The following is a 24,649-nucleotide window of genomic DNA, read 5'->3' as shown; positions in this document are numbered from 1 at the left end:
AATTCCAAAGGGCGATTGATAATCGCCCTATTTCTATCACAATAAATCTTTCAATTTATCATCTTCTCCCAACACCTTAATTACCTGTTTAATCTCCTGCGTCCTGTCCTTTTTTACAATCAAAGTTACATTGCCATCTCTGACAACTACCACATCTTCTAAACCAATGGTGACAATCACCTCATTCTCATCGGCTGCATAAAAAATGCCACCTTTCGTATCAATTCCGACGTGTTTGGCTAACTCCAAATTCGGCTTATCTCCTTGCAGCAAACGACCGATCGCATTCCAATCTCCCAAATCGTCCCAGCTAAAGCCTACGGGCAGAACACAAGCCTTTTGCGTCTTCTCCATCAGCGCGTAATCGATACTAATTTTGGGTAATTCCGAGTACGCCTGCGCCCCTTTTGCTTCCAAAGCTGCCATCATTTCAGGTACATGATTTCGCAGTTCTGTCAAGACTGTTCCGACTCGAAATACAAAAATTCCGCCGTTCCAGCTAAACTTGCCGCTGGCTACAAATTCTTCCGCAGTTGTACGATCGGGCTTTTCCGTAAACCTCGCCACTCGATAGGCCGGAAAACCCCCAAAACTGCCGATTTCCTCGCCTTGTTCGATGTAGCCGTAACCGGTAGAAGCATAACTCGGCTTGACTCCCAAAGTGGCGATCGCATCCTGATTTTTCGCCAACTCCGCCGCCGCCTCCAAAGTCTTGATAAACTCCTGTGGTTCCCCAATCCAGTGATCCGCCGGGAAAAAACCAACAACCGCATCCTCACCGTAACGCTTCGCAGTTTCTATAGCAGTCCAGGCCACCGCCGGCGCAGTATCCCGGCCCTCCGGTTCCGCCAGTAAATTCTCCGGCGGTAACAGCGGCAACTGTTCCCGAACCCCCTCCGCCAACATTTCCGACGTTACCACCCACAAATCGTCCCAACCGTTACCTAATTCCAAAAGTCTTTCCGCAGTAGCCTGCAGCAAACTCTTGCCGCTACCGTCGAGACTCAAAAACTGCTTGGGCCGCTGTTTGCGACTTAGTGGCCAGAAACGTTCGCCTTTACCGCCGGCCAGAATCACAGGAATTAAGGTTCTACTCATTGTTTAAAGTTTAAACTGTTCACATCTATTTTGCCTTGATACTGGTAGGGACACGGCAATGCCGTGTCTTTACCCGTAGCTTAATTTTTAATTCTACCTTCTATCTTCTGCCTGTCACTTTTTCAATCCAATTAGTATCACGATCAATGTAAGGTGCGCCCCAGCATACCTTATTCAATATAAGACCGAAAAACTCTGGTTGAGGAATCATTGAAGATTGCTATAGCCACTAGGAATTAGCCATTACCTATTACTTCGACAATTCGATATTGAGTTCGTTCACAACACGGCGTTTGAGCGGAATTGATTTTTCTCTAGGCAGCAAGTCAAATACTTTCCGAAAAGCGTCATCTACCTGTTCAAATGGTATTTGTCCTTTTTCATTGAAAACTACTTTTCCCGATTGGTCTAGGATGACAGTTTGAGGTACGAAACCTTCGTAATAATGGCTTGGTTCGGTGATTTCGGGTGACGGTTGCGGAGGCAAAGAGTCAATTGTTATGGGCATAAAATCGGCTTCGCGCCCGTAAAATTCCTGGAGTTGAGAGACGACGATCGCGTATTGCTTGGAGTCGCTGCTGTCGTCAGTGTAAAAAACCAACAGTACGGGTTTATGGCGTTTGAAAGAATCTGTAATCTTGACTTTAGGAGGAACTAGGGAACCGTTGCCGGCGTAGAGGGCAAATATTGTACCGTCAAAGCGATCGTCCGTAAGAGTTGCCAAGGCTGGGGCCGTGCCGCTTAGCAGTATGAAGCTAAGTGCGATCGCCACTGTTACAAGACTGGCTGACAAGATTCGCCTCAGCCAGCGGATGCCAGAAGCAGCAGTAACAAGTGATTTTTTTTTCTCAGTAAATATCATAGGTTGTGGGCAGTTGCTGTAAGGAAACCGAAATCAGATGCAAAAACTTTCCTAAGTTTATCAGCAAAATGTAGGCAAATGTTGTTGAGTAGGTTAAAGTAGTTTCGGCTCGACGATCGTAAATTGCTGATAGTGGCGATCGACAAGGCGATTCTACAGGCCCAAGATCACTATTTGCGATCGGCTTTTTAGGGGCGGGCTGGAAGTGTCCGCGCCACAATAAAATTTATTTGTGGTGGCATGGGCTTGTAGCTTCTGAAAATAATGCAAGATGTTAAATCCAAGTGATAACTAGAAACTGAAAACTGGGAATTTACAACTAATGATAGCTTTGCTTGACGCACTCCTCGCCCAAACGCCGGCTGCTGATGTTTCCGGGCCGGCTCAAATCAATCTGGCGCAGGCCCTTGTTTTAGGAATTGTACAAGGATTAACAGAGTTTTTGCCTATCAGCAGCAGCGCTCATTTGAAGGTAGTGCCGATCGCCCTGGGATGGGGCGATCCCGGAGTTGCTTATACTGCTGTTATTCAGTTGGGCAGCATTGTCGCAGTGCTTTGGTATTTCTGGAAAGACTTGACAAATATAGCTGTTGGTGCAGTCGAAGCCCTGGTGCAGCGCAACTACAAATCCCATGAGTTTCAAATGGCGGTAGCACTGGTTTTGGGAACAATACCTATAGTCTTTTTTGGGCTGCTAATCAAGGCATTGGTTCCAGATTTTGACAACTCGCCACTTAGAAGTTTGGCCAGTATCGCCATTGCTTCGATCGTCATGTCGCTACTGTTAGCAATAGCAGAAAAAATTGGCAAGCGCAATCGCACTTATGAAAAGTTAACTGTCTTAGACGGTATTTTGATGGGATTAGCTCAAGCAATCGCCTTGATTCCGGGGTGTTCGCGATCGGGTTCCACTCTAACAGCAGGATTGTTCATGGGATTGGAAAGACCCGCCGCCGCGCGGTTTTCTTTTTTATTGGGAATTCCGGCAATTACTCTGGCTGGATTAGTGGAATTAAGGGGTGATTTGGGACAAGGAATCAGCGATGCGGGAGTTGCAGCTTTGATAGTGGGAACGATTTCATCATTTGTGTTTTCTTATTTGTCGATCGCGTGGCTAATGAAGTTCCTGCAAACTCAAAAGACGTGGATATTTGTGTTGTATCGGCTAGCTTTTGGCGTGGCCATTTTAACGGCGATCGCAGGTGGGGCAGTGAAAAATGCGTAGGTTGTTATAATTAAAAGGACAGGCAAGATGCCTGTTCCACAAAACAAGAACAGGCAAGATGCCTGTTCCACAAAGAGTAAATTTTCTTGTGGGACGGGCATCTTGCCCGTTCATAAAAAGCTTATTAATAGCTGACAAGCTGTTAGCTTTTAACTCAAAGTGAGCGTCGCCGTGAAGGATATAGAATGCCTGAAGATAGCGAGCGCCAAAATGAAAAATTAACGCTAATTATGCTGGTTCATGGTGCTAGCATTGGTGTAGCGATGTCCTTCTTTATCTCTCCCGGAATTGTGGGAACAATAGTATCAGATTTAAAACAGGTTCTCCGTTCAGAATCCCAGTGCTAATATATGGAATAGTCTCGCAAAAAAAGGGATTATTTGGCGCAAGGCTGGGTTGACAAAAGAGCGCTGTTGTGCTGGCAGAAACAACTAAGCCTGTCAGGAACCCCGTCAAAATTTTGAGTTTCATAAATACATATTTTTGATACATCCTCTCACAGCCAAGCTAAATTCACAACCCAGAAGTTATTCTGATTCTAAAGGCGATCGAGCCTAGGAGACTGCTATGCTGAAAAGAGAAAACTAATACTGCCATCAATCTTAAAATGCTATTTGTTCCTACGGCTGAACCAATTCCGCTTGTGGCTGATGCAAACGGTGTTATCCGGGTTAGCCAAACCCGAATTACCCTAGATACAGTCATTACAGCTTTTCTTGAAGGAGGCACAGCAGAAGAAATCCGGGAACAGTACCCGTCTCTTCAACTTTCCGATATTTATTTTGCGATCGGCTACTACTTGCGACACCAATCCGAAGTTGACGCTTATCTGATGGAACGTCAACGTCTTGCCACAGAAGTTCAGCAGGAAGCAGAAAGGCGTTTTAACCCAGTTGGAATACGCGATCGCTTATTAGCCAGACGCAACCAAAAAGGGTAGTGTTATATGCTGCGATTATTGGCAGACGAGAACTTTAACAATCAGATTGTTCGAGGTATTCTGCGGCGAAATCCCGACGTTGATATTGTCCGCGTTCAAGATATGGGCTTGATCGAAGCAGACGACCCAACTGTTTTAGAATGGGCCGCGCAGCAAGGGCGCGTGGTACTAACTCACGATGTAGCAACTATGACAAACTTTGCCTACGAACGAATGCAAGCAGGTCTTGCGATGCCAGGGTTATTTGAAGTCAGCCGCCGTGTTTCTGTAGGTTTGGCGATCGAGGAAATTTTGCTAATAGCTGAGTGCAGTCTGGAAGGAGAATGGGAAGGACAAGTGCGATTTTTACCTTTACGCTAACGAGTTTAAGCAAACTATGTCAATACCGAAAAAAGGAGCCAGAAAAATAATTGTTGATGGGGAGCCTTTTATCTGGCTAATCCGAAGACAAGCTACTTATACGCAAGAATACTCCGGAAATCTTCATGTTGCGATCGAACACGCCCAAAAACGGGGTTCGGTGTTAGTTATCATCACCGATCGACCTCATCCTCAATGTTGGGGTACTAACGAAGTGAAACCAGTAACACCCTGTGATGCAACACAATGGATACGGCAAGCGGTGCGACTCGGATGGCAGCCTCAGCTACCCGGAATAACTTTTGAGGTGCGGATTGCAGAACTGTTTATGGAAAAAATATAATAATGCTGTATATTTAGCAACCCGACAAGTCAATTCTGTTAAAGACGTTAAAGACAATTCACTCGCCTAGACTGGCAGAAGCGATCGCCCGATCGCTTCTGTCAGCCTAGACAAGTTAAACTGTAAACATTCTCCGCTAACAAATAACAAATAACTAATAACTAATAACCATGAGCGACATATCAATCCGGCCCGCCCTAATCACCAAAGTTATCCCCGACAGCATCTGCGCCGAAATGGGATTTGAACCCGGAGACTCAATCGTCGCCGTCAACGGTCAAAAACCCCGCGACTTGATTGACTATCAATTCCTGTGCGCCGATGAATTTCTAGAATTAGAAGTATTAGACACTAAAGGCAAAACTCACAAATTAGAAATAGAAAAAGAGTATGACGAAGACTTGGGAGTGGAATTTGAAACTGCTCTTTTTGACGGACTAATTCAGTGCAACAATCGCTGTCCTTTTTGCTTTATTGACCAGCAGCCTCCGGGAAAGCGCGAAACTTTGTATCTCAAAGATGATGACTACCGACTTAGTTTTCTTTACGGTAGCTATCTCACTCTCACAAATCTGACTGAAAAAGAGTGGGACAGAATCGAACAAATGCGGCTTTCTCCTCTCTATGTTTCGGTACACGCTACGGAACCGGAAGTGCGAATTCGGTTGCTAAAAAATCTCCGCGCGGGGAAGATTTTAGAACAAATCAAATGGTTTCAAGAACGCCGCTTGCAAATTCACGCTCAAGTAGTTGTTTGTCCCGGTATTAATGATGGCGAACATTTAGAACGCACTTTGTTAGATTTGGCAAAGTTTCATACTGGAAGTATTCCGGCTGTAGCATCGGTGGCTGTAGTGCCGGTGGGTTTAACTCGCTTTCGCCCGGCCGAAGATGAACTAATCGCAGTAACTGCCCAAAAAGCGCGAGAAGTAATCGAGCAAGTGCAGAAAATTCAAGGGCTTTTGAGTACAGGAAAAGGTGGCGGAAAGCCGAAAAGGAAGAATTCAAAATATACCCCCCCCAACCCCCCCTTAGCAAGGGGGGGAGAAGATTTAAATGGCTTGTTAGGAAAGTCAAAATCTCGCTGTATTTGGCTGGCTGACGAGTGGTTTTTAATCGCTGGTTTAGATTTGCCGTCGGCTGCTGATTACGAAGATTATCCGCAAATTGGTAATGGTGTGGGTTCTATCCGCCAGTTTATCCAGCAGTTTGAAACGGCTTTTGAGAAGCTGCAACCGATGCCAGTCGAGCCTGCGCGCAAGTTAGTTTGGGTGGTGGGGAATGCTGTCGAAAAAGCTTTTGAGCCGATCGTACAACAACTAAACCAAATTCCCGGCTTGTCCGTCAACATGGCCGCACTGTGCAGCAACTACTGGGGACAAACTATCACTGTCACGGGTTTGCTCACCGGGCAAGATTTGCTGGAAGCTTTGCAGGGGCGAGACTTGGGAGATGGCATTCTGCTGCCGTCGGTGATGCTAAAACAGGGGGAACCGCGTTTTCTCGACGACATGACCCTCGAACAGCTCGCCAGCTCGCTAAAAACCCGGATTTTGCCGGTGAGCGGAGTAGAGGAACTAATCTCGACGGCGATCGGTCTGGCAAATGCTGAAGTTAAATTCTAAATTTTGAATCGAACATTCAAAAGTTAAGATGAGTAGGGTAATTGTGACTTGCAACCGTCGAGTTCAGGCTACAGACTAGAAATTTGAGACCTCAATCTTGCTCTAAAATTGTCTCTAGGATTGCAGAGTAATTAAAAAATTATGCGTGTTTTTCGTCAAATCATCGTAGTCGGAGTGGGCGCTGCAATTACTTTGGGCAACGCCCCACAGAGTGCTTCAGCACAGTCTCCGACTCAATCTCAGGACAGTTTGGCCCGCTTCAATCAGCTCGAATTAGGGCAGAAGGTTCGATCGACCTCGAACACAGCTGCAGAATCAGCGTCACAGGCCGAACAGTCGATCGCCCTTAATCCCCCAACTGGAAGCGAGCAAGCATCAAAGCCTCAACAGGCTGCTCCGGCTTCCCCATCAACTCTGTCTCAGGCCGGTGCAACGCCTCTAAGAGGGTTGGAACCGACACAGACTCAGCAGCCTTCCCCGAACCCTCCCAACAATGTTCCTGTGCCGAGTTCCCCGGTACCCATCCTCCGGGGCACTCCGAACGAAAGTTTCCCCCCTGTCCCTCCGAGGGGTATTTTAGACACCAAGCCTCCGGCTTCCCTGGAACCCAACCCGAATCCCCTGCAGTTTCCGACAAACCCGGAGGATGTCAGGATCGAGCAAACTGAGTCAATTACCTTGCAGCAGGCGATCGACCTCGCCCGCCGCAACAGCCAAGTTTTGCAAATCGCCGGACAGCAAGTGGAACAAAGCAGAGCCGCTTTGCGCGAACAGCAAGCTGCTCTTTATCCAGACCTGAATTTTCAAATGGACGCCAGCCGCTCTGTGACTGCAGGCGGAGAACTCGGAGTCCGGGCTCAGCAGCGCTTCAACAACTCTCGGGCTAACGGAACCGGGCAGCCCGCCGAGCAAGCCCGGCAAAATTTAGGCAGCAACAGTCTCAACAACACTTTGCAGTTGAGCTATGACATCGATTTGTTCGGAAGACGGCGGGCTAACATCCGCGCGGCCGAGGAACAGTTGCGCCTTCGGGAATTGGATGTGGAACGCCAAGCCGAGGAACTCCGCTTCGACACTGCTGAGGCTTACTACACCTTGCAAAACGCGGACGGACAAGTTGCCATCCGCCAAGCTTCAGTCAGAAATGCTCAGCAAAGTTTGCGGGATGCCGAAGCCCTGGAACGGGCAGGGGTGGGAACCCGGTTTGCTGTATTGCAGGCTCAGGCAAATTTGGCTAACGAAGTGCAACAACTGTCAGTTGCTCGTCGCGATCAGCGAGTTGCCCAGCGGCGTCTGGCTGAGATTTTGAATGTCAGCCAGTCGGCGAACTTGACGGCGGCCGATCCGGTAGAGCAAGCGGGCTCTTGGAGGCTGTCTTTGGAAGAGAGTATCGTGCAGGCTTTTAGGAATCGCCCCGAGTTGGAACAGCAGTTGGTGCAGAGGGATATCAGCAAGCAGCAGAGGCGATCGATTCAGGCGGGGCGTTTGCCTCAACTGAGTGTTGGGGGTAGTTACAACGTGCTGGGACAAGACCCTGACGACCCCAACCCGTTTGCTACTCGCGGGTGGGCGGATGGTTATTCGATCCGGGCGAGTCTGACTTGGAGTATCTTCGACGGGGGCGCGGCGAACGCGAGGGTGAGACAGCGGGATGCTGATATTGCGATCGCCGAAAGTCGATTTGACCAACTCCGCAACCAGGTGCGCCGGGAAGTGGAACAAGCTTATTTTGGCTTAGAGTCGAGTTTTGAGAATATCGAAACTTCTGAGGCGGGGGTTTTGCAGTCGAGGGAAGCTTTGCGTCTGGCGAGACTGCGGTTTCAAGCTGGTGTGGGTACTCAGACGGATGTGATTCAGGCGGAAACTGATTTGACTAGGGCTGAGAGAAACCGATTGTCGGCAATTGTCACCTACAACCTGGGACTTTCGTCTCTCCAGCGGGCTGTGAGCAATCTTCCGACTAATAACCTCTCGGATGCTCCTTGAGATTGGGTTGGGGCGAGCTTTAATTACCAGATCAATTGGACATCCTGTATTAAACGTCCGACACATTAGTTAATATTTTGTAATAGAGTTCCATGTCAACTGCGTTAAGGAATCGGCAATGGCCAATATCAAGTTTGTGAAGGAAAATCAGGAAGTCATCGCAGCAGACGGAGCCAATTTGAGACTCAAAGCTCTAGAAAACCGCATCGATTTGTACACATTTTCGGGAAAGATGATGAATTGCGGGGGCTACGGTCAATGCGGCACCTGCATTGTGGAAATTGTCGAGGGCAGTGAAAATCTGTCGCCCCGCACTGACTTTGAGAACCGCAAGCTCAAGAAAAAGCCCGAAAACTATCGGTTGGCTTGTCAAGCTATGGTCAATGGCCCGGTGAGCGTCAAGACTAAACCGTGACTCTCAGAAGGCAGAAGGTTGATTAACAGAAAGAAAAATGCAGAATGCAAAAATTGTGTTTTTTTTCCTATTTCACTGTATAATCACGCCTTTTGCTCGCCTAGGAAAAGAAACTTGGTTTCTAGGACAAATAAGAGATTGGGTAGGGAGGCATCCAGGCAGAAAGCGGGTTTCGACGCTTGTCCGTCAGCTCTTCTTCTGTCTTCGAGTTTGCCTTTTGCCTTTGAGTGATATCCTAGTTGTGTGTGTTTTTCTATTTTCCGATAGAGGCGAGCGTCTTCATGGAAGTTAACGATTTAGGGTTTGTGGCAACCATTCTGTTTGTATTGGTTCCCAGTGTTTTTCTAATCATTCTGTACATTCAAACAGCTAGCCGTCAAGGTAGAAAAGATTAGCAACTGCTGTTATTTCTGTCAGGCGCAAGCTGCTTGCAAAAAAAAAGCGCCAACAGCTTTTTGCTGAGGCGCTTTTTTTATTAACTGTTGAGTGTTAGCTGCTAAGGAATGAGAATTAAATAACTTACAATGCGTGATGGTTTTTGTGAGATGGGCGTCCCGCCCGTCCAGAAAGGGCGGGCTATAAGCCCAACCCCTACTCCGCACTTTCAAGAGTGTAAATTATTTAATTCGCGATCCTAAGTGTTAACGATGAGATTCTAGCCGACTGTGCGGGCTAGCAAGACGGGACAGTTGGCATAAACTCGCACGTAGTCTGATAGCGAATTTCCTAGGAGTCGATCGATATCCACAAAGTTTTTGGCAACGCTGGGTCGCCGATCCGGGGAACCGATTACTAACAAGTCGGCATTCAACTCGTCTGCAATCCGACAAATTTCTTCCCCTGGCTTGCCTGTAGCACTCACGCAGCGGTAGCTAACTCCCATTTGTTTGGTTAGTGCTACTGCTGGGGCCAATACAGCGTCTTTTTCAGCACTTGTTGTTAAATCTGTGCTGGATTTTCCCGTCAAATCTTTGGTGACGTGTACTAAAATTATCTCTGGGCCACTGACTTCTTTGACCAAAGATAGCGCCAGCTCTAATGACTGTTTGGCAGCTTCTGATTTGTCTACCGCCACCATGACGCGCTTGATTTTTTTGACATAGATGTCGTCTTTTACTAACAACATCGGTCGGGATGTTAGCTGGAAAACGTACTGGCTGACTGAGTTTTCCAAAATCGATTGCAGCCGTCCGAGTCCGCGGGAACCCATAATTACTAAGTCGGATTGTTCTTCTTCTGCGACTTGGCAAACTGTGGTTTTCGGGTCTCCCTGTTTGAGCCTGGGGTTGACTTTGCTGGGATCTATTTTCAAAGACTGGACTGCTTGTGCTAAAATCTTGCCTCCTTCTTCCAGTTTCTCGGCCATGCCATCGGAGGTTACTTGGGGCGGCACGACGTGCAAGACGGTGACAGAGGTTTGTTGCAAGGAAGGGATGTCCATCAACATATTAAACATCTCTTCGCACAAGCCGCGACCGGCGACGGCTACTAAAATTTTTTCTATCATGGTTTTTTTGGCGGTAAAAACAGTTGAGTTTTCTTGTGCGACGTTAAACTAGGGCGTTGGTACTCTAGTTGCTTACAGTCAAGCATAAGCCTGAAGTTTGTCTTATGATTTGTAGAAATGTAGCGTTTTGGAACGATTTGTAAAGTGTTAGAGAACGATCGAACTCAACCTGAACTCGCACCGGCTGGTGCTATTCAAAATCGCCGCGGGATCGACTCTGAGGGCTGGTTTGAATATTTGGTGCGAGTTTACCCTCACCATACTGACTACAGCGGTGTGGTTTGGCACGGGACTTATATTGCTTGGATGGAGGAAGCTAGGGTGGAAAGTTTGCGATCTCTTGGCATCGAGTATGCAGACTGGGTGGCGCAGGGTTTGGAATTGCCTGTGGTGGAACTTTCGCTGCGCTACCACCGGGCTGTACAAATGGGTCAATCTGTGGCAGTCAGAACGCGGATGGCTGCTAGCGAGGGTGTGCGGCTGCTTTGGGATTACGAAATTCGATCGGCTGAGACTCAGGAGTTATATGTGACAGCACAGGTAACTTTGGTGGGTGTCGATCGCGACAAGAACAAGATTATCCGGCAATTGCCGCCGGCGCTAAAGGAGGCTTTGACAAGGCTTTCTGTTAAACCTTCAACCTAAGCTGCTGTTAATACCAATTCTCGCCTCCAGAAAGCAAGAATGATGAGTGTGGGTTTGTTTACTGAAAGACTGTATGCACCGGTGCGTCGCTCAAAGATTGTGGATATTATTTAATATTTAAGGGTGGCGACGCACCCGGAGCGATACTGTTGCATGAGTTTTGAGGATTTGTATAATTTATAATTATACCTTCTGCTTTCTGTTTTTTGCCTTCATTGGAACTTTTAATAATGTCAAAAAAACTGGAATTGCCAGAGCAAAATATTGAACTTCGGCGCAATATTTTGGAAAAAACCGAGTTAAACTCTGCCTTAAAAACTGAAGACAAAACTCTTGTTTCGGGAAAGTCAGACAGTTTAAAAAACGGTGAATTAGCTGACAGTCAAGGCAAAATTTGGGCGATCGTTTCGCTGTCTGCGGCGCTGCTAGCGGTGTCGCTGGCGGCGATTTTTATTAGGTTTAGCGAACGGGAAATCAGCCCGAATGCTACTGTTTTTAACCGTTTGTGGATAGCAACTGTGGTATTTGGAGTATGGAATGGTGCTGATGCTGCACGCCGCCGAATGTCTGGGGCAAAAGTTGAAGAGCGATCGAGCTACACTCTGCAGGATGTGATGCTGTTAACAGCCGTAGGCGTGGTTTCTTCTGCTTCTTTGGGTTTCTGGGCCTGGTCACTGAGTCAGACTAATGTCGCTAATTCTACTGTACTGCGAAACTTAACTCCTTTATTTACTACTTTGGGGGGATGGCTGCTGTTGGGGCGGCGCTTTGACAACAGGTTTTTGGTGGGACTGGCGGTGGCTTTATCCGGCGCAATTGCGATCGGAATGGACGATTTGCAAACGGCGGGAGACAATCTAGTCGGCGACATTGCTGCTCTTTTATCGGCGATGTTTTATGCAGGAAATCTGCTACTTTCAGAACATTTGCGAACGAAGTTTCCGGCGACAACTATATTGATGTGGCGCTGTTTTATTGGTAGTATCTTGGTTTTGCCACTGGTTCTGCTGGCGGGCGATCGAGTTTTCCCTTATTCTTGGCAGGGATGGCTGGCTGTAATTGGTTTGGCGGTGATTTGTCAAGCTTTCGGCCAGGGACTGCTCATCCACAGTCTCGGTCGTTTGTCGTCGGGATTTGTCGCTCTTTTTCTGCTGCTAGAACCCGTGATTACTGCGATTATTGCCGGGGTGCTGTTTGCGGAAAGTTTGAGCTTGTTTAATTGGTTTGCATTCTCCGTAGTTTTGGCGGGAATATATTTGGCAAAATCTAGCAGTTCGGCAGATAAAAAATAAAACACACAGGAAATAAACTTAAATGGTTGCAACATCAATTAGCCTGAATCGCTGGCATTATGACTTTAGTTTGCTGCGTCAATATTTGGAGGTGCTGTTTGCTAAATTGCGGATTGCTGTGGTGTTCGGCGGGGACTGCGATCGCCCCGGCTCAGTGATTTACAAAACTCACAATCCCCGCGCTTGGAAGAGTTACGAAATCGTCGCCCGCGAAATTGCTACAGCATTAGCAGAAATTGGCTTTCAGCAAGTCTTTGTCATGCCTGACGACATGAACTTACCGGAACAACTAAAACAAAAAAATATCCATTTAGTGTGGCTGAATACTGGCGGAGTCCAGGGATACAATCCTGTTTGTCACACTCCCGCATTGTTGGAAATGTTGGGAATGCCTTATGTCGGTCACAATCCTTTAAATAGTTCAACTTTAGATAACAAACACGCTTTTAAACGGGAACTGCAATCAGTCGGAATACAAACCGCTCCGTTTATTACTTGGCATCCTTCTCAAGGGATTTTGCATCCTAATTTGCATCAGCGTTTTGCCATTGCTTTTGGTGACTATCAAGGGCCGTTTGTTGTTAAACCAGTATCCGGTCGCGCTTCGCTGCACGTTCATTTTGTAGACAAAATTGAGGGTTTGTCTGAGGCGGTTTCGGAAGTTCACCGAGCCACTCACAATACTGCTTTAATTGAAAAGTATTTGCCGGGACGAGAATTTTGTGTGGCGGTTTGTGGCTATGTTAAATATGCTAAAGGCGGTTTTGGTAAAGATACAAAACCTTTTGCTTTTTCGACGGTGGAGCGCGTGCTTGAGCCTGACGAACTTATCTTTACTTCTATGGACAAAAAAGCGATTACGGCAGATCGAGGACGGTTGATGGGCGGTGAGGAACCTGAACTCAAACAAGAGTTAATTGAGTTAGCTAGAAAAATTTATTGGGAGTTTAGTTTGAACAGTTTGGTGCGGATTGATGTCCGCAGTGATGCTGATGGAACGCTTTATGTTTTGGAAGCAAATCCCAAACCGGATCTGAAACATCCAGGGGAAAATGTGACGAGTTTGGTAGCTTTAGGTTTGGCGGAATACGGGATGAGTTATAACGATTTAATTTTTAGTTTATTGGCGGATAGGTTGGATTATTTGTTGACTCAGCATATCGAAATTATTCCTCATATTGTGGATTTGCTGCATTAATCGGACTTGCAGGGCGGGCTGCACCTTACCTGTAAACAAAAGGGATTTGTAAAGAAATATAAATTGTCGAGAAAAGTCAACACAGGCTGGCAAGTTGTGATAGCTTTGAGTAAGATCGCGATTTGTGGATGTCCCTTTTTTGGTCATAATCAAAATCCCTCAATTTATATTAATTAGATAAAACACATGGAAGCATTACTTTTATTAATAGGATTTGGAGGCGGGGCATTAGTCTGCTGGCTAATTTTGAATAAGCGAAATTCACGCAATTTGGTACGGATGCAGGGTTCGCAGGAGGCGATATCGAATTTGGCTGCTCAGTTGGATGCCAGAACTTCGGAATTGCGGCAAAAGGTGCAGAATGAAAATCAGCTAAATTCTGAATTGTCTCAGTTACAAAGTCGGTTGGAAACTGTGACTCGCGAGCAAGAAGTGTTAAAAAATCAAGTGTCGGAAATGGAAGAATTTTTGGCAGGAATTGCCCAGGATCGATCGCAAATTGATACTCTGATTGCTGATTTGCAGTTTCAGCTAGAAAATGCTCAACAAGCTGAGTCTCAGTTAGCAGAAGTGGCAGAACTTCAAGAGCAGTTAGAAGTTGCGGATCAGGAGCGATCGCAACTTAACGCTCAATTGCTGGAAATGCAAGCAGAGTTAGAGGCGGTTGATGCAGAACGTTCTCAATTTCACGCTCTGCTGTCGGAATTTGAAAGTCAGTTGGAAACGGCTAGCCAAAGCAGATTGCAGGTACAGTACCAGTTGTCGGAAACTCAAATTAAGTTCGATCGCTCGATTCAAGAGCGCGAGCAACTTCAGTCTCAACTATCTGGTTTGCAAGAGCAACTGCAATTAGTCGAAGCAGAGCGATCGCAATTTACTTCGGAATTGTCAGAGCTACAAGCTCAATTGGAGAGTGCAGAGCAAGAACGCAAAACACTCAACTCTCAATTGCAAACCGCTCGCCAACAAGCAAAGCAACCTCCATTGGAATTATTAGAACTGCAAAGACAGTTAGAAGCAGCTAATCTGGAGAAAATGCAGTTAAACTCTCAACTTCATGAAGTACAACTTCAATCCGAAATGGTTGTTGTAGAGCGAGAGAGACTGCTGTCTGAGTTGTCAGAATTGGAGTCTCAGATACAGCGCAAGGAGGAAGATAGCTCGCAACTCCAGTCTCAGTTATCAGAACTGCAAGCTGAATTAGAAACTGCTAACACAGAACGCTCCCACCTTTATTCTCAACTGTCCCAATTGCAAAGTCAAATCGAGACAGCAAACCAGATCCCTACTCAACTTCAATCTCAAGTATCGGACTTAGAAAATCAGCTAAATAGCCTGCATCAAACTCGCTCTGAATTAGAAGTTCAGCTAGAAACTGCTAACACCGAACGCTCGCAACTTTATTCTCAACTCTCGGAAATTCAAAGTCAAGCCGAGACAGCAAACCAGAATCAAAATCAACTTCAATCTCAAATCTCGGAGTTAGAGCAACAGTTAGAAACTGTGCGTCAAAGTCGCTCTGAATTGGAATCTCAGTTCAATTATCAAATCTCGGAATCCCAAAGTCAAATCGAAACAGCTAATCAGAATCAAAATCAACTTCAATCTCAAGTATCCGACTTAGAAAGTCAGTTAGAAAGTGTGCGTCAAAGTCGCAGTGAATTGGAATCTCAGCTAACTTCTCAACTTTCGGAATTCCAAAGTCAAACCGAGACAGCAAATCAGAATCAAAATCAACTTCAATCTCAAATATTGGAGTTAGAAAGTCAGTTAGAAAGTGTGCGTCAAAGTCGCTCTGAATTGGAATCTCAGCTAACTTTTCAAATCTCCCAATTGCAAACTCAAATCGAGACAGCAAATCAGAATCAAAATCAACTTCAATCTCAAATATTGGAGTTAGAAAGTCAGTTAGAAAATGTGCGTCAAAGTCGCTCTGAATTGGCATCTGGGCTAGAAACTGCTAACAGAGAACGATCGCACCTTTATTCTCAACTCTCGGAAACTCAAAGTCAAATTGAGACAGCAAAGCAGAATCAAGCTCAACTTATATCTCAAGTATGCGAGTTAGAACATCAGCTAGAGACAGTTTATCAAGAACGCTTGCAGCTAACATCGCAACTTTCCGCAGCGGGCGATCGGCAATCTGAGCATTTTGAGTCGAAGTCAGGGAAAATTAAAGCATCTACTTCAGATACCAAAGTTGGGAAGAGTCAAGGATTTGTTGTTTCTCAGCAGGGTCAAGGCGATTATACTACTATTAGCGAAGCGCTGAAAAATGCAGCACCGGGCACGCGCATTGACGTGCATCCAGGCGTTTACCGCGAAAGTCTAATTATCGACAAATCGGTAGAAATTATCGGCAGCGGAGAGGTCGATCGCATTGTGGTTGAAAGTATCAGCTCAAACTGCATTAAAATGGCAACTGACAGTGCTTTAGTGCGCGGTTTAACGCTGAGCGCCACTGGGAAATATTACGCTGTAGATATTCGCAAAGGCGAGTTAATCATAGAAGACAGCGATATCACTTCTGCGGACTATTCTGTGGTGGGAATTTGCGGCCCTGATGCAAATTCGATCCTCCGTCGGAATAAAATTCATGATGGGGTATGGAACGGAATTTTTATATCGGATAATGGGAAAGCAACGGTGGAAGATTGCAGTATTTTTGACAACGGCAGTTTGGGAATAGGTGTCGGATTGGGAGGGAAATTGATCGTGCGCCGGTGTCGGATTAATGGTAATGAAGGTGAGGCGATCGCCGTTTACAGAGATGGCATTGCTACCGTGGAAGATAGCGATTTAACGGGCAATGCTGGGGGTGCTTGGCGCATTGCAGATAACGGATACTTGAACAGCAAAGGCAATCAAGAATAGAAGAAGGAAGTTCGGCAACGGATTCGCTCGACGGATGTAACGGATGTAAAGGATAGAAGGAAGAGGGAAGAAGGCAGAAGGAAGTTCGGCAACGGATTAGCTCGACGGATGTAAAGGATAGAAGGAAGAAGGAAGAAGGCAGAAGGAAGAGGGAAGAAGGAAGAGAAAAGAGGGAAGAGAATTCCCAATTAGCGATTCCCAATCCCCGATTGCCAATTACCAATTATCAATTATAAATGCCTAACAATCGAGCTGGATTGTGTTTCATCATTAAATCAATTTCCTGCGGAGAAATGCCTTCATCTATCAATTTTTTCACAAATAATCTGTAACCTTCCGCAGGCAAAGGATCGGGTTTCCTTCCTAAATCCGTGCTCATCACAAAATGCTCTGCTCCTATTAGTTTAATCGCTGCTGCCATCTTACTAATAGAAACTTGATGCCAGTTTTTGTGTCCGTCATCAGCGGCATTTTCTCCCATCAAATCGTTCACAAATGCGAGTTCTAAGAAAGCTCCGGTTGCGGCGGCTGTTTGCATATTTTCTAGGGACAAACCGGGTACATCTGCCATTGCATGGGTAATCAGAATGTTCTTAATGTTGAGCAGGTTGGCTTCAGCTACAACTGCCATCACTTCTTCTGAGGAAATATGACCAGTTTCCAATACCAAATTCTCTTGGGCTACAATCTTCAAAACCGCTGCTGTTTCCGGTAAAACCTTGCCATTTTCCGCAACTTTAATCCCCATTCCCGACTTGTGAAAAACCTGCAAGTGATGCTCAGCATCAACCGTTGGTAGCCACACTACTTTACCGTATTTGCCACCGATGCGGTGCATTGCTTCTACAGCGTCGGGATTAATGCCGCCTACCGAATGATTGAGAACAACTCCTCCGAAAACTTCGATTTTTGGTACTATTTTATTAACCAGAACTGCCCGCGCTGCTGTGCTGGCATAATGATTTTTCAATACCACAGCTTTCATCTTCGCCCTAGCAGCTAATTTCGCTACTTCAAAATCGTCTAATCTACGGGGAATCGCATCAGGAGAAGAATGAATGTGAAAGTCGATCGCACCTTCGATCGTACTCTTGGGCAAATTGATTATCGGCGGATCTGCGACAGCATAAACTGGCAGACAAAACCAATAGCAAACCATCCAAACAAACGTTAAAAAAACAGCTTGCATTCCTCCCCTCTGCGTTCTCTGCGCCCTCTGCGGTTCATCCCCTCTTAATCCTCTCAAATAAAAGATTTAACCACATTTGCCAAAGCTTCAGCATTCTCTTCGTGCATACCCAAAGAACCGGGAATAACTCGCGATTCAACACCCGGTAATTCCGTTAATGCTTCCATTTCAGCCTTGGATTTTGGCGGCGCATTTTCAGCAATTACAACCATCACCTGCACTGCTAATTGTTGAAATTTATCTGTAAATTCCGATCGCACTTTTGCCGTATCTAAACCACCAGTCACAAAGGCAGCGGAACCGTATCGAGCACCTGGTTTTTGCGTCACTTGCCATTTGTTTTGGATGAAATCTGGCGTGACTTTAGCTGCATCGGCGTAGACGTGGCGGCGGTACATAAAACTGAGGAAAGACGGCGCAGTGTTTAGTTTGTAGAGGAATTGTCCCAGTAAGGGCGATCGTACTAATTCTCTCACGATTCCGTGCCAGCCGCTTTGCTGTTTGCTCATCGTCGGCAAAGGCCCGCGCCAAGTCGGTGCTGCTAACACAATCTTTGACCAAACATGGGGTTTTGATTGCGCTAATTGCATCACATAACTCGCAGCGTGACCTGCTGCAACTACAGCCACCGGACTATTAAAATTTTCCGCAACAAAATCCTTGAGAAATTGATGATATAATTGCGGTTCATAGTCGGTTCGCGGGCGATCGGATTCGCCAAAACCCGGCCAATCTAAACTCATAACTTGAAAGTTAGAAGCTAACAATTCTGCTAAAGGACGCATTTCTTCTCGCGTCGAAACCGTACTGAATGCCGGCAGCAACAATACAGGATTTCCCTGCCCTCTGGTTTCGTAAATAACTTTGATTTGGGTTTCTTTCCAATTCCACAGATATTCTTGAACTGCGGCGGAATACTGGCCAGAATTGGATTTTGTTAAATTTGTAGTTTGAGTCATGGCTGTTTATTCTTTTAATTTTCTTCTGCTTGCTTGCTCAATTCACAAGCAAGAGCCTTATTTTTCATCATTTGAAAGATGTTGAAAAATCCGTTAGCGCGGGAAGGTGTAAGACTCACATTCAATCCCGTGTCTTGAATAAAATCTGGGGTAATGGTGACAATTTCAGCAGGCGTTAATCCGCTCAAACCTTCCACCAGCAAGCCAACTAATCCTTTGACTAACTGAGCGTCTGAATCGCCTTGATACAGAACTTTTCCGTCTGCCAAATTTGCGGTAATATAAACTTGCGACACGCAGCCAGAAACTTTGTTTTCCGGCAGTTTATCGCTTTCGGGAAATGCTGGGAGTCGCTTGGCATACCACAGCAGTTGTTCGTAGCGTTGTTTCGGATCGGAATGTCGCTGAAAGCGCTGAACGATTTTAGCTAAAGCAGCAGGTAGCGCGGTGTTTGCAGACATGATTCACTCGTAGCGGTTTACTTCGTTAATATTATACCTTCGATTGTAGCAGGAAGGGCGATCGATTTGAGATTTTAGATTTGAGATTAGGACTTACGCATGAGATAGTAGGGACACGGCAATGCCGTGTCCTCATGGTTTTTTAAGACACGATCTTAAACTAAACAACTGTTCAGGTGTTCTCGAATTTGAGCGATATCTAAGTTGCGGCCGATGACTACGAGTTGATTCTTAGGTGCGGTAAACCATTCCGAAGCATCTAGTTCGTATCTGGGGCCGCTGAGTTGAAATATGTGTCTCATCGGACTGTCGTTAAACCAGAGAATTCCTTTTGCCCGAAATACATCGAAGGGCATTTTTTCCGTTAGAAATTCTTGGAATTTGTGGACATCAAAAGGTCGATCGCTCTCAAATGATAGTGAAATAAATCCGTCGTTATCTAAGTGATGAGATTGATGTCCGTGATGGTGGTGTTCGTGATGATGTTCGTGATGGTGTTCGTGTTTTTCCTCAATTTCAAGACTGTTGAAAATATCTGCTTGCGTTAAACCCACACCCAAAATTAAGGGTAGAGGAACTTCACCGTATCGAGAGTGTAAAATTCTCGCTCCTTCCTTAACTGTGCGAATGTAAGATTCTAACTTTTCTACTTTTTCTGGAGGAGCGAGATCGGTTTTGTTCAGCAGCACAATATCTGCAAATGCCACTTGTTTAAAAGCTGCTTCGCTGTCAAAATGATCGGGAGTGAATGTTTCGCTATCGACTACGGTAAGTACAGAATCTAGATTGGTTAAATCCCGCAATTCTGTGCCGACAAATGTCAGGATAATCGGCAGCGGGTCAGCAACTCCGGTGGTTTCAATTACCATGCAGTCGATGCGTTCTTCTCGTTCTAAAACTCGGTAAACTGCATCGACTAAGCCTTCGTTAATAGTGCAACATATGCAACCGTTGCTAAGTTCTACCATGTCATCCTCTGTAGAAAATAGAAGCTGCGAATCGATGTTTATATCGCCAAATTCGTTAACTAAAACGGCTACTTTTAAGTCTTGGCGATTTTTGAGTATTTGATTGAGTAAAGTAGTTTTTCCACTGCCGAGAAATCCGGTAATTATAGTTACTGGCATCCCTCTTTTGGGAAGATCGGCAATTAAATCTGGGGTTTGTACGGTGAGATTAGTCATTGTTATTCGTTGGTTAATTGTAGAGACCTTGCTGTTAATTTGCCAAGCCGATCGCACCTCATCGCTGACAGCCCGGTGCGATCGCCTCTGCTAAGATACGGGCGATCGAGCCGATCGCGCGCCTTTTGTTTGATAATCATTCTCATTATACGTGAAAATGCGGTTGGCGCGCAAGCTCTACAATTACAGATCGGTGCAATATCTCCGATCGAGCGTTAATCTGAAGAGCTTACTGTAGTTAACGAGCGCGATCTATCCACAAACAGGAGAATATATGGTATTTAGTAACTAGCCGGATTGTCTCTTAGGAGTTTGGGCGATCGCGCAGAAATAACTATGTAAAAATGTTATTTATCTAAAAGCAAAGCGGTATAATATATTGTGAAAAAAATCTGGCTAAAATATCGAGTTTTTCAGGCAGTTGTCTTCTTAGGATTGGGTTTGCTATTAACCATCGCGCTTTCGCTTTCTTTTGGTGCGGTACCCATGAGTGCCGATCAATTGTGGCAAGCATTTCTGCACCGAGGTGATACTGTCAATCAAACTATTTTATGGGAATTGCGTTTGCCCAGAGTTGCGGCAGCGCTGACGGTTGGTGCGGCTTTAGGAATGTCGGGGGCTTTGCTGCAAGGTTTGCTCCGCAACGGTTTAGCCGATCCTTTTGTATTAGGAATTTCGGCGGGTGCAGGGTTGGTTGCGATTACCATGCTGACTTTGGGAATATTTCAAACTTGGGTGCCTTTGGCGGCTTGGATAGGTGCTATTTTCACTTCGATGCTGGTCTACTTTTTGGGCAAAACTAAAACGGGAATTTCTGTGGAACGTTTGGTTTTAGCAGGTGTGGCTGTGAGTTCTCTTTTTGGGGCAGTACAAACTACACTGTTGCTGTTAGCTGAAGACAGCCGCTTGCAAGCTGCTTTGAATTGGTTAATCGGTAGTTTGAACGGTCGCGGTTGGTCGGATTTGCAGGTGGCTGCACCTTATATTTTGGCTGCTTTGCTGTTAGGATGTTTTTTGGGGCGATCGATAAATTTGCTGGCTTTGGTTTCTCTAAAAGTGAGAAAGCTAAAGGCATTCCAAAGCCCGCAGCGATCGGAAACCTGGTTTTTGAGCCTGACTCCCAATGCTGTCGGATCGCCATCAAGAAGCTAGATCCAGAGGTGGCAAACCGCGCAACTGTCGCAGCGAGTTGATACACATCTGACAGTCGCAGCCAAACAGCGCCACCGCCTCATCGCTTTCTGCTTCCGAAAAATCCAGCATCGCCACCCGTTCTTCACCCGGGCGCTGCCAACTGATTCTTACTTTAGAATTAGCAGCAGCAGACTTGCCAGAAAGCCGCACGCAACTCAGGCGCTGAGTGTGGGGCGATCGCACGCATTGAGGCGAATCAGCCGATTGGGCTGGTATTTCGCCAATTAGAGCGGGATTGGCGATCGCGCTCATAGACATCACAGATCCAAACAGCGTCGGACTTACAAGTAAAGTGAGGAGCAATCGATTCATTTGTCGTCCTTAAGAACTTTAACGTATACAATAGCCGATTATCTGTTGCAATTCAACAATGTATTCGTCCGACATCAGTACGATTTGCCGTTATTAAGGCTTAAAAGCCGAATATTTGCCGCCCAAACTTTCAACAATTATCCGCGTATTAGCAACTAGCATTTTCTGATAAGTATCACCTTGGCTCCCGATTTTAAGATTTGTTGCAATTTGAGTAAATTTAGATAGCCAGTGATAGCAAATTCATCCAATGCGGGTAAACTGATTTCAGCAAGGACAACTCGAAGCAGCGAACAAGTTTACCTCAAAAACCAAGTGGGGAGTGATGAGTACAGTTTTAGTGGTGGAAGATTCCCGCAGCCAGCGCGAGTGCATTTCACATCAGTTGAGATGCAGCGGATTGAATGTAATTCAGGCATCAGACGGTGTGGAAGCGCTGGATAAAATCGAGAAAAATTGCCCCGATTTAGTATTATTAGATGTCATAATGCCCCGTCTCGACGGCTACGGGGTTTGTCGTTTCATTAAAGCTAATCCCGAAACTCGGAACATACCGGTGGTATTTTTAACAGGCAAGGGACAGCAGTTAGCTTTATTTGCGAGGTTCCAGGGCGATCGCGCCGAGGCTTATGTTAGCAAACCTTGGCAGCCGAGGGAACTTTTGGCAACAATCAAAAAAGTTTTGCTCAATGCTAATATTAAGTTCGATCGAGCTTCAGCCGACGCTTGGACAGAATACGGTATTTTAAACTTAAGTACAGTCGAACTGTATCAAAGCCATGCCGATGCTTGGACAAAATACAGTTCCCAAATTATTAAATTGTACGATTCCAGCTTAGCAGCTTTCGAGCAAGCTTTGGCAATTGAACCGAGTCACTCAAATGCAAACAAGTATCGCAACCGAGTCCAGACAATCCGGGCAACTTTGATGAAAAAATTAGAGCAAACTAAACCTTGCAAAGTCTGTGATTATTATTACGGTAAGGATGGCATCACTTGTGCAGTGCATCCTGCTGGCCGCCCTCAAGAAGTGTGTCGCGATTGGGAATTTAATTAAAAATGAAAACAAATAACCGCGCTTACTTGGAAAAGTTGCTGCAAGAAAGAAACGAACATCCCGAAAGAATGGCGGAAATTGATGCGAAAATCAATGAAACTTTTCGCCAAAATTACGCAATTTTAGTAATGGATATGTCAGGATTTTCGCGCACGACAGTCCGCTACGGAATTATTCATTTTTTGGCAATGATTCACCGAATGCACGGAATTGTAAAACCGATAATTTCCGAATACAGCGGCACTGTAGTTAAGGAGGAAGCCGACAATATTTTTGCAGTTTTTCCCGATGTAAAATCGGCGGTGGAAGCTGCGATCGACTCTTTGAAACAAACGGCGGCTGTCAACACGACACTGCCGCCGGAGATGGACATTTACCTCTGCATTGGTATTGGCTGTGGCGATGTTTTGATGCTGGAAGGAGAGGATATGTACGGATCTGAATTTAATCTGGCATCCAAGCTGGGAGAGGATTTGGCGGAACGCGGAGAGATTTTGCTGACCTCAGCAGCCTTTGAAAAGTTGGAAGGTGACAAGCAAGATTGGGAAAAAGTGGAACTTTCGGTTTCAGGTTTGGAATTGGTGGCGTACAAGCGGCTGTAATCGGGTGAATTTCTGTTGTCTTCTCGTTCTTCGCCCTGCTGGAAAATGAGAACATGGCTTGTGCCAGCCTTGACTCGAAACCCGGTTTCTTCGCAGATATCGGGCGACTAAGGATCGCGAATTAAATAATTTACACTCTTGAAAGTGGGGAGTAGGGGATGGGCCTGAAAGCCCGCCCTTTCTGGACGGGCTTTCAGGCCCATCCCACAAGAACCATCACGCATTGTAAGTTATTTAATTCTCATTCCTAAGCCATTTTGGTATAAACCAGGTTGATGAGGCTATATTCTTAGAGAATATGGAGTTTAAATAAAATTTAAAATTAGATGATTGAGGAACACAAAACTTGGCAATCTATTAATTTATCCGCTATTGGACAGCGGCTGGCTTGGCTGCAGCAACAGCCAGACAAGGTTATTTTTTGCAAAGAGTCTGGTGTTCACTATGTTGCAGTCACAAAAGAGCGATCGCACATTAAACTATCTTTAGTAGAAAAAGTAAATCAGCACACAGATTTACTGCAATCTGTATTCGATTTCAACAATCCTTTACATCTAGTGTCTGAATATACTCAGGCGATGATGTTGGGTTTAGTGTGGCAAAACCAACCTCAAAGAATCTACATAGCTGGTTTTGGCGGCGGCAGAATTCCCTTAGTGTTGCACCACTATTTGCCGGAAACTGTTATAGAATGTGCGGATGTCGATCCGATCGCGATCGAAGCAGCTACACAGTGTTTTGGGGTAAAATTGGACGATCGTCTAACTGTAACAATTCAAGACGGCAGAGAGTATTTAGAGCAGCAAAAATCAGATACTCAATACGATATCATCATGATCGACGTAGCTTTTGGCAACGGCTACTTTCCGCATCGCCTATCCACCAAAGAATTTTATCAAATCTGCGAAAAACGCTTGTCAAGTGAGGGAGTTGTGCTGGTAAATCTGCTGCAAAGAGATGAGTTTTATGCGGAAAAAATCAAGACTTTTCAAAGCGTATTTTCCCAGGTGTGCGTGTGTCCGTGGAAGGACATTAACACTGTTTTGATTGGTAGCAACAGCGCTATTTTAGAGAAGAATGAGATTGTTGCTAGGGCAAAATATTTGCAAGATGGCTATCAATTTTCATTTCCATTAACAGAAAGAGCGCGGGAAGTAAAATTAGGTACAGAATTGGCGGAAGCTGTACCTAATTTATATCGATCTCAAATTTTGCATGACGATTCGCCGCCCGCTGGTTATTTTGATTGCTGGTTATTCTGATATCTATAATAAGTCCGGGTTTACTCTTTGTGGAACAGGCCGGAAAGCCTGTTGCTAAT

The 24,649-nt window shown here is 45.6% G+C and carries 26 protein-coding genes; 17 read left to right on the top strand and 9 right to left on the bottom strand.

The genetic code is table 11. The annotated features are described in order from the left end of the window. Window positions 1–36: 36 nt before the first annotated feature. Together QT973_RS09270 and QT973_RS09265 are read right to left on the bottom strand one after the other, a co-directional pair. Window positions 37–1,098, bottom strand: a complete 1,062-nt coding sequence (locus QT973_RS09270) for a mannose-1-phosphate guanylyltransferase (RefSeq protein WP_333055822.1) — start codon at window positions 1,096–1,098, stop codon at window positions 37–39. Between the two features lie 250 nt (window positions 1,099–1,348). Beyond that, on the bottom strand, window positions 1,349–1,960 hold the full coding sequence (locus QT973_RS09265; RefSeq protein WP_333055821.1) for a thylakoid membrane photosystem I accumulation factor: 612 nt from the start codon (window positions 1,958–1,960) through the stop codon (window positions 1,349–1,351). 322 nt (window positions 1,961–2,282) lie between these two features. Between QT973_RS09265 and QT973_RS09260 the strand changes: the two genes are divergently transcribed. The 9 genes from QT973_RS09260 to psbM all read left to right on the top strand — a co-directional run bounded on the left by QT973_RS09260 (window position 2,283) and on the right by psbM (window position 9,249). Then, on the top strand, window positions 2,283–3,185 hold the full coding sequence (locus QT973_RS09260) for an undecaprenyl-diphosphate phosphatase (RefSeq protein ID WP_333263089.1): 903 nt from the start codon (window positions 2,283–2,285) through the stop codon (window positions 3,183–3,185). Between the two features lie 185 nt (window positions 3,186–3,370). After that, window positions 3,371–3,532: a hypothetical protein gene (locus QT973_RS09255; protein WP_333055819.1), complete on the top strand. Its 162-nt coding sequence runs from the start codon at window positions 3,371–3,373 to the stop codon at window positions 3,530–3,532. Between the two features lie 260 nt (window positions 3,533–3,792). Beyond that, window positions 3,793–4,125, top strand: coding sequence for a DUF433 domain-containing protein (locus QT973_RS09250; RefSeq protein ID WP_333055818.1), 333 nt, complete (start codon window positions 3,793–3,795; stop codon window positions 4,123–4,125). 6 nt (window positions 4,126–4,131) lie between these two features. Beyond that, the gene (locus QT973_RS09245) at window positions 4,132–4,485 is read left to right on the top strand and encodes a DUF5615 family PIN-like protein (RefSeq protein ID WP_333055817.1); all 354 of its coding nucleotides are present in this window, start codon (window positions 4,132–4,134) and stop codon (window positions 4,483–4,485) included. Window positions 4,486–4,501: 16 nt separating this feature from the next. Next, a complete protein-coding gene (locus QT973_RS09240; RefSeq protein ID WP_333055816.1) occupies window positions 4,502–4,828 on the top strand; it encodes a hypothetical protein in 327 nt (108 codons plus the stop codon). Window positions 4,829–4,998: 170 nt separating this feature from the next. Beyond that, complete coding sequence (locus QT973_RS09235; protein ID WP_333210792.1) at window positions 4,999–6,453, top strand: DUF512 domain-containing protein; 1,455 nt, start codon at window positions 4,999–5,001, stop codon at window positions 6,451–6,453. A 141-nt stretch (window positions 6,454–6,594) separates the two neighbouring features. After that, window positions 6,595–8,439 (top strand): TolC family protein, encoded by a 1,845-nt coding sequence (locus QT973_RS09230; RefSeq protein WP_333055814.1) that lies wholly within the window; start codon window positions 6,595–6,597, stop codon window positions 8,437–8,439. 118 nt (window positions 8,440–8,557) lie between these two features. After that, window positions 8,558–8,854, top strand: coding sequence for a 2Fe-2S iron-sulfur cluster-binding protein (locus tag QT973_RS09225; RefSeq protein ID WP_333055813.1), 297 nt, complete (start codon window positions 8,558–8,560; stop codon window positions 8,852–8,854). 281 nt (window positions 8,855–9,135) lie between these two features. Then, the gene (gene psbM, locus QT973_RS09220; RefSeq protein ID WP_015177760.1) at window positions 9,136–9,249 is read left to right on the top strand and encodes a photosystem II reaction center protein PsbM; all 114 of its coding nucleotides are present in this window, start codon (window positions 9,136–9,138) and stop codon (window positions 9,247–9,249) included. Window positions 9,250–9,509: 260 nt separating this feature from the next. Here psbM and QT973_RS09215 read toward each other — a convergent pair whose 3' ends face one another. Continuing rightward, on the bottom strand, window positions 9,510–10,361 hold the full coding sequence (locus tag QT973_RS09215; RefSeq protein ID WP_333055811.1) for a universal stress protein: 852 nt from the start codon (window positions 10,359–10,361) through the stop codon (window positions 9,510–9,512). 144 nt (window positions 10,362–10,505) lie between these two features. Here QT973_RS09215 and QT973_RS09210 point away from each other — a divergent pair, with 144 nt between their 5' ends. The 4 genes from QT973_RS09210 to QT973_RS09195 all read left to right on the top strand — a co-directional run bounded on the left by QT973_RS09210 (window position 10,506) and on the right by QT973_RS09195 (window position 16,370). Further along, the gene (locus QT973_RS09210; protein WP_333055810.1) at window positions 10,506–11,006 is read left to right on the top strand and encodes a thioesterase family protein; all 501 of its coding nucleotides are present in this window, start codon (window positions 10,506–10,508) and stop codon (window positions 11,004–11,006) included. A gap of 230 nt (window positions 11,007–11,236) precedes the next feature. Then, window positions 11,237–12,298, top strand: coding sequence for a DMT family transporter (locus QT973_RS09205; protein WP_333391206.1), 1,062 nt, complete (start codon window positions 11,237–11,239; stop codon window positions 12,296–12,298). Between the two features lie 22 nt (window positions 12,299–12,320). Continuing rightward, window positions 12,321–13,496, top strand: a complete 1,176-nt coding sequence (locus QT973_RS09200; RefSeq protein ID WP_333055808.1) for an ATP-grasp domain-containing protein — start codon at window positions 12,321–12,323, stop codon at window positions 13,494–13,496. Window positions 13,497–13,682: 186 nt separating this feature from the next. Further along, window positions 13,683–16,370, top strand: coding sequence for a right-handed parallel beta-helix repeat-containing protein (locus tag QT973_RS09195; RefSeq protein ID WP_333391204.1), 2,688 nt, complete (start codon window positions 13,683–13,685; stop codon window positions 16,368–16,370). Between the two features lie 226 nt (window positions 16,371–16,596). Here the strand turns inward: QT973_RS09195 and QT973_RS09190 are convergent, their stop codons facing one another. The 5 genes from QT973_RS09190 to QT973_RS09170 form a co-directional block, all read right to left on the bottom strand. Next, window positions 16,597–17,559 carry a DUF6282 family protein gene (locus tag QT973_RS09190; protein ID WP_333055806.1) on the bottom strand — a complete coding sequence of 321 codons (963 nt, stop codon included), beginning with the start codon at window positions 17,557–17,559 and terminating at the stop codon, window positions 16,597–16,599. Between the two features lie 53 nt (window positions 17,560–17,612). Beyond that, window positions 17,613–18,518: an alpha/beta hydrolase gene (locus QT973_RS09185; RefSeq protein WP_333055805.1), complete on the bottom strand. Its 906-nt coding sequence runs from the start codon at window positions 18,516–18,518 to the stop codon at window positions 17,613–17,615. Window positions 18,519–18,532: 14 nt separating this feature from the next. Continuing rightward, entirely contained in the window at window positions 18,533–18,979 is a 447-nt protein-coding gene (locus QT973_RS09180) for a SufE family protein (RefSeq protein WP_333055804.1), read from the bottom strand. Between the two features lie 155 nt (window positions 18,980–19,134). Continuing rightward, on the bottom strand, window positions 19,135–20,163 hold the full coding sequence (locus QT973_RS09175) for a GTP-binding protein (RefSeq protein ID WP_333055803.1): 1,029 nt from the start codon (window positions 20,161–20,163) through the stop codon (window positions 19,135–19,137). Window positions 20,164–20,165: 2 nt separating this feature from the next. Then, window positions 20,166–20,303 carry a hypothetical protein gene (locus tag QT973_RS09170; protein ID WP_333055802.1) on the bottom strand — a complete coding sequence of 46 codons (138 nt, stop codon included), beginning with the start codon at window positions 20,301–20,303 and terminating at the stop codon, window positions 20,166–20,168. Between the two features lie 241 nt (window positions 20,304–20,544). Here QT973_RS09170 and QT973_RS09165 point away from each other — a divergent pair, with 241 nt between their 5' ends. Beyond that, on the top strand, window positions 20,545–21,315 hold the full coding sequence (locus tag QT973_RS09165; RefSeq protein ID WP_333055801.1) for an iron ABC transporter permease: 771 nt from the start codon (window positions 20,545–20,547) through the stop codon (window positions 21,313–21,315). Here QT973_RS09165 and QT973_RS09160 read toward each other — a convergent pair. After that, complete coding sequence (locus QT973_RS09160) at window positions 21,304–21,669, bottom strand: hypothetical protein (protein WP_333055800.1); 366 nt, start codon at window positions 21,667–21,669, stop codon at window positions 21,304–21,306. The two genes, QT973_RS09165 and QT973_RS09160, sit on opposite strands and share 12 nt — an antisense overlap. Before the next feature lie 325 nt (window positions 21,670–21,994). Between QT973_RS09160 and QT973_RS09155 the strand changes: the two genes are divergently transcribed. The 3 genes from QT973_RS09155 to QT973_RS09145 all read left to right on the top strand — a co-directional run bounded on the left by QT973_RS09155 (window position 21,995) and on the right by QT973_RS09145 (window position 24,590). Continuing rightward, complete coding sequence (locus tag QT973_RS09155) at window positions 21,995–22,726, top strand: response regulator (protein WP_333055799.1); 732 nt, start codon at window positions 21,995–21,997, stop codon at window positions 22,724–22,726. A 2-nt stretch (window positions 22,727–22,728) separates the two neighbouring features. Then, on the top strand, window positions 22,729–23,328 hold the full coding sequence (locus QT973_RS09150) for an adenylate/guanylate cyclase domain-containing protein (protein ID WP_333055798.1): 600 nt from the start codon (window positions 22,729–22,731) through the stop codon (window positions 23,326–23,328). Between the two features lie 326 nt (window positions 23,329–23,654). Beyond that, window positions 23,655–24,590, top strand: a complete 936-nt coding sequence (locus QT973_RS09145) for a fused MFS/spermidine synthase (RefSeq protein WP_333055797.1) — start codon at window positions 23,655–23,657, stop codon at window positions 24,588–24,590. Window positions 24,591–24,649 lie beyond the last annotated feature (59 nt).

This window comes from Microcoleus sp. Z1_A1 (assembly GCF_036700305.1).
In the GTDB taxonomy this organism is placed as follows: Bacteria; Cyanobacteriota; Cyanobacteriia; order Cyanobacteriales; family Microcoleaceae; genus Microcoleus.
This window is presented reverse-complemented; position numbering and strand designations above follow the sequence as displayed.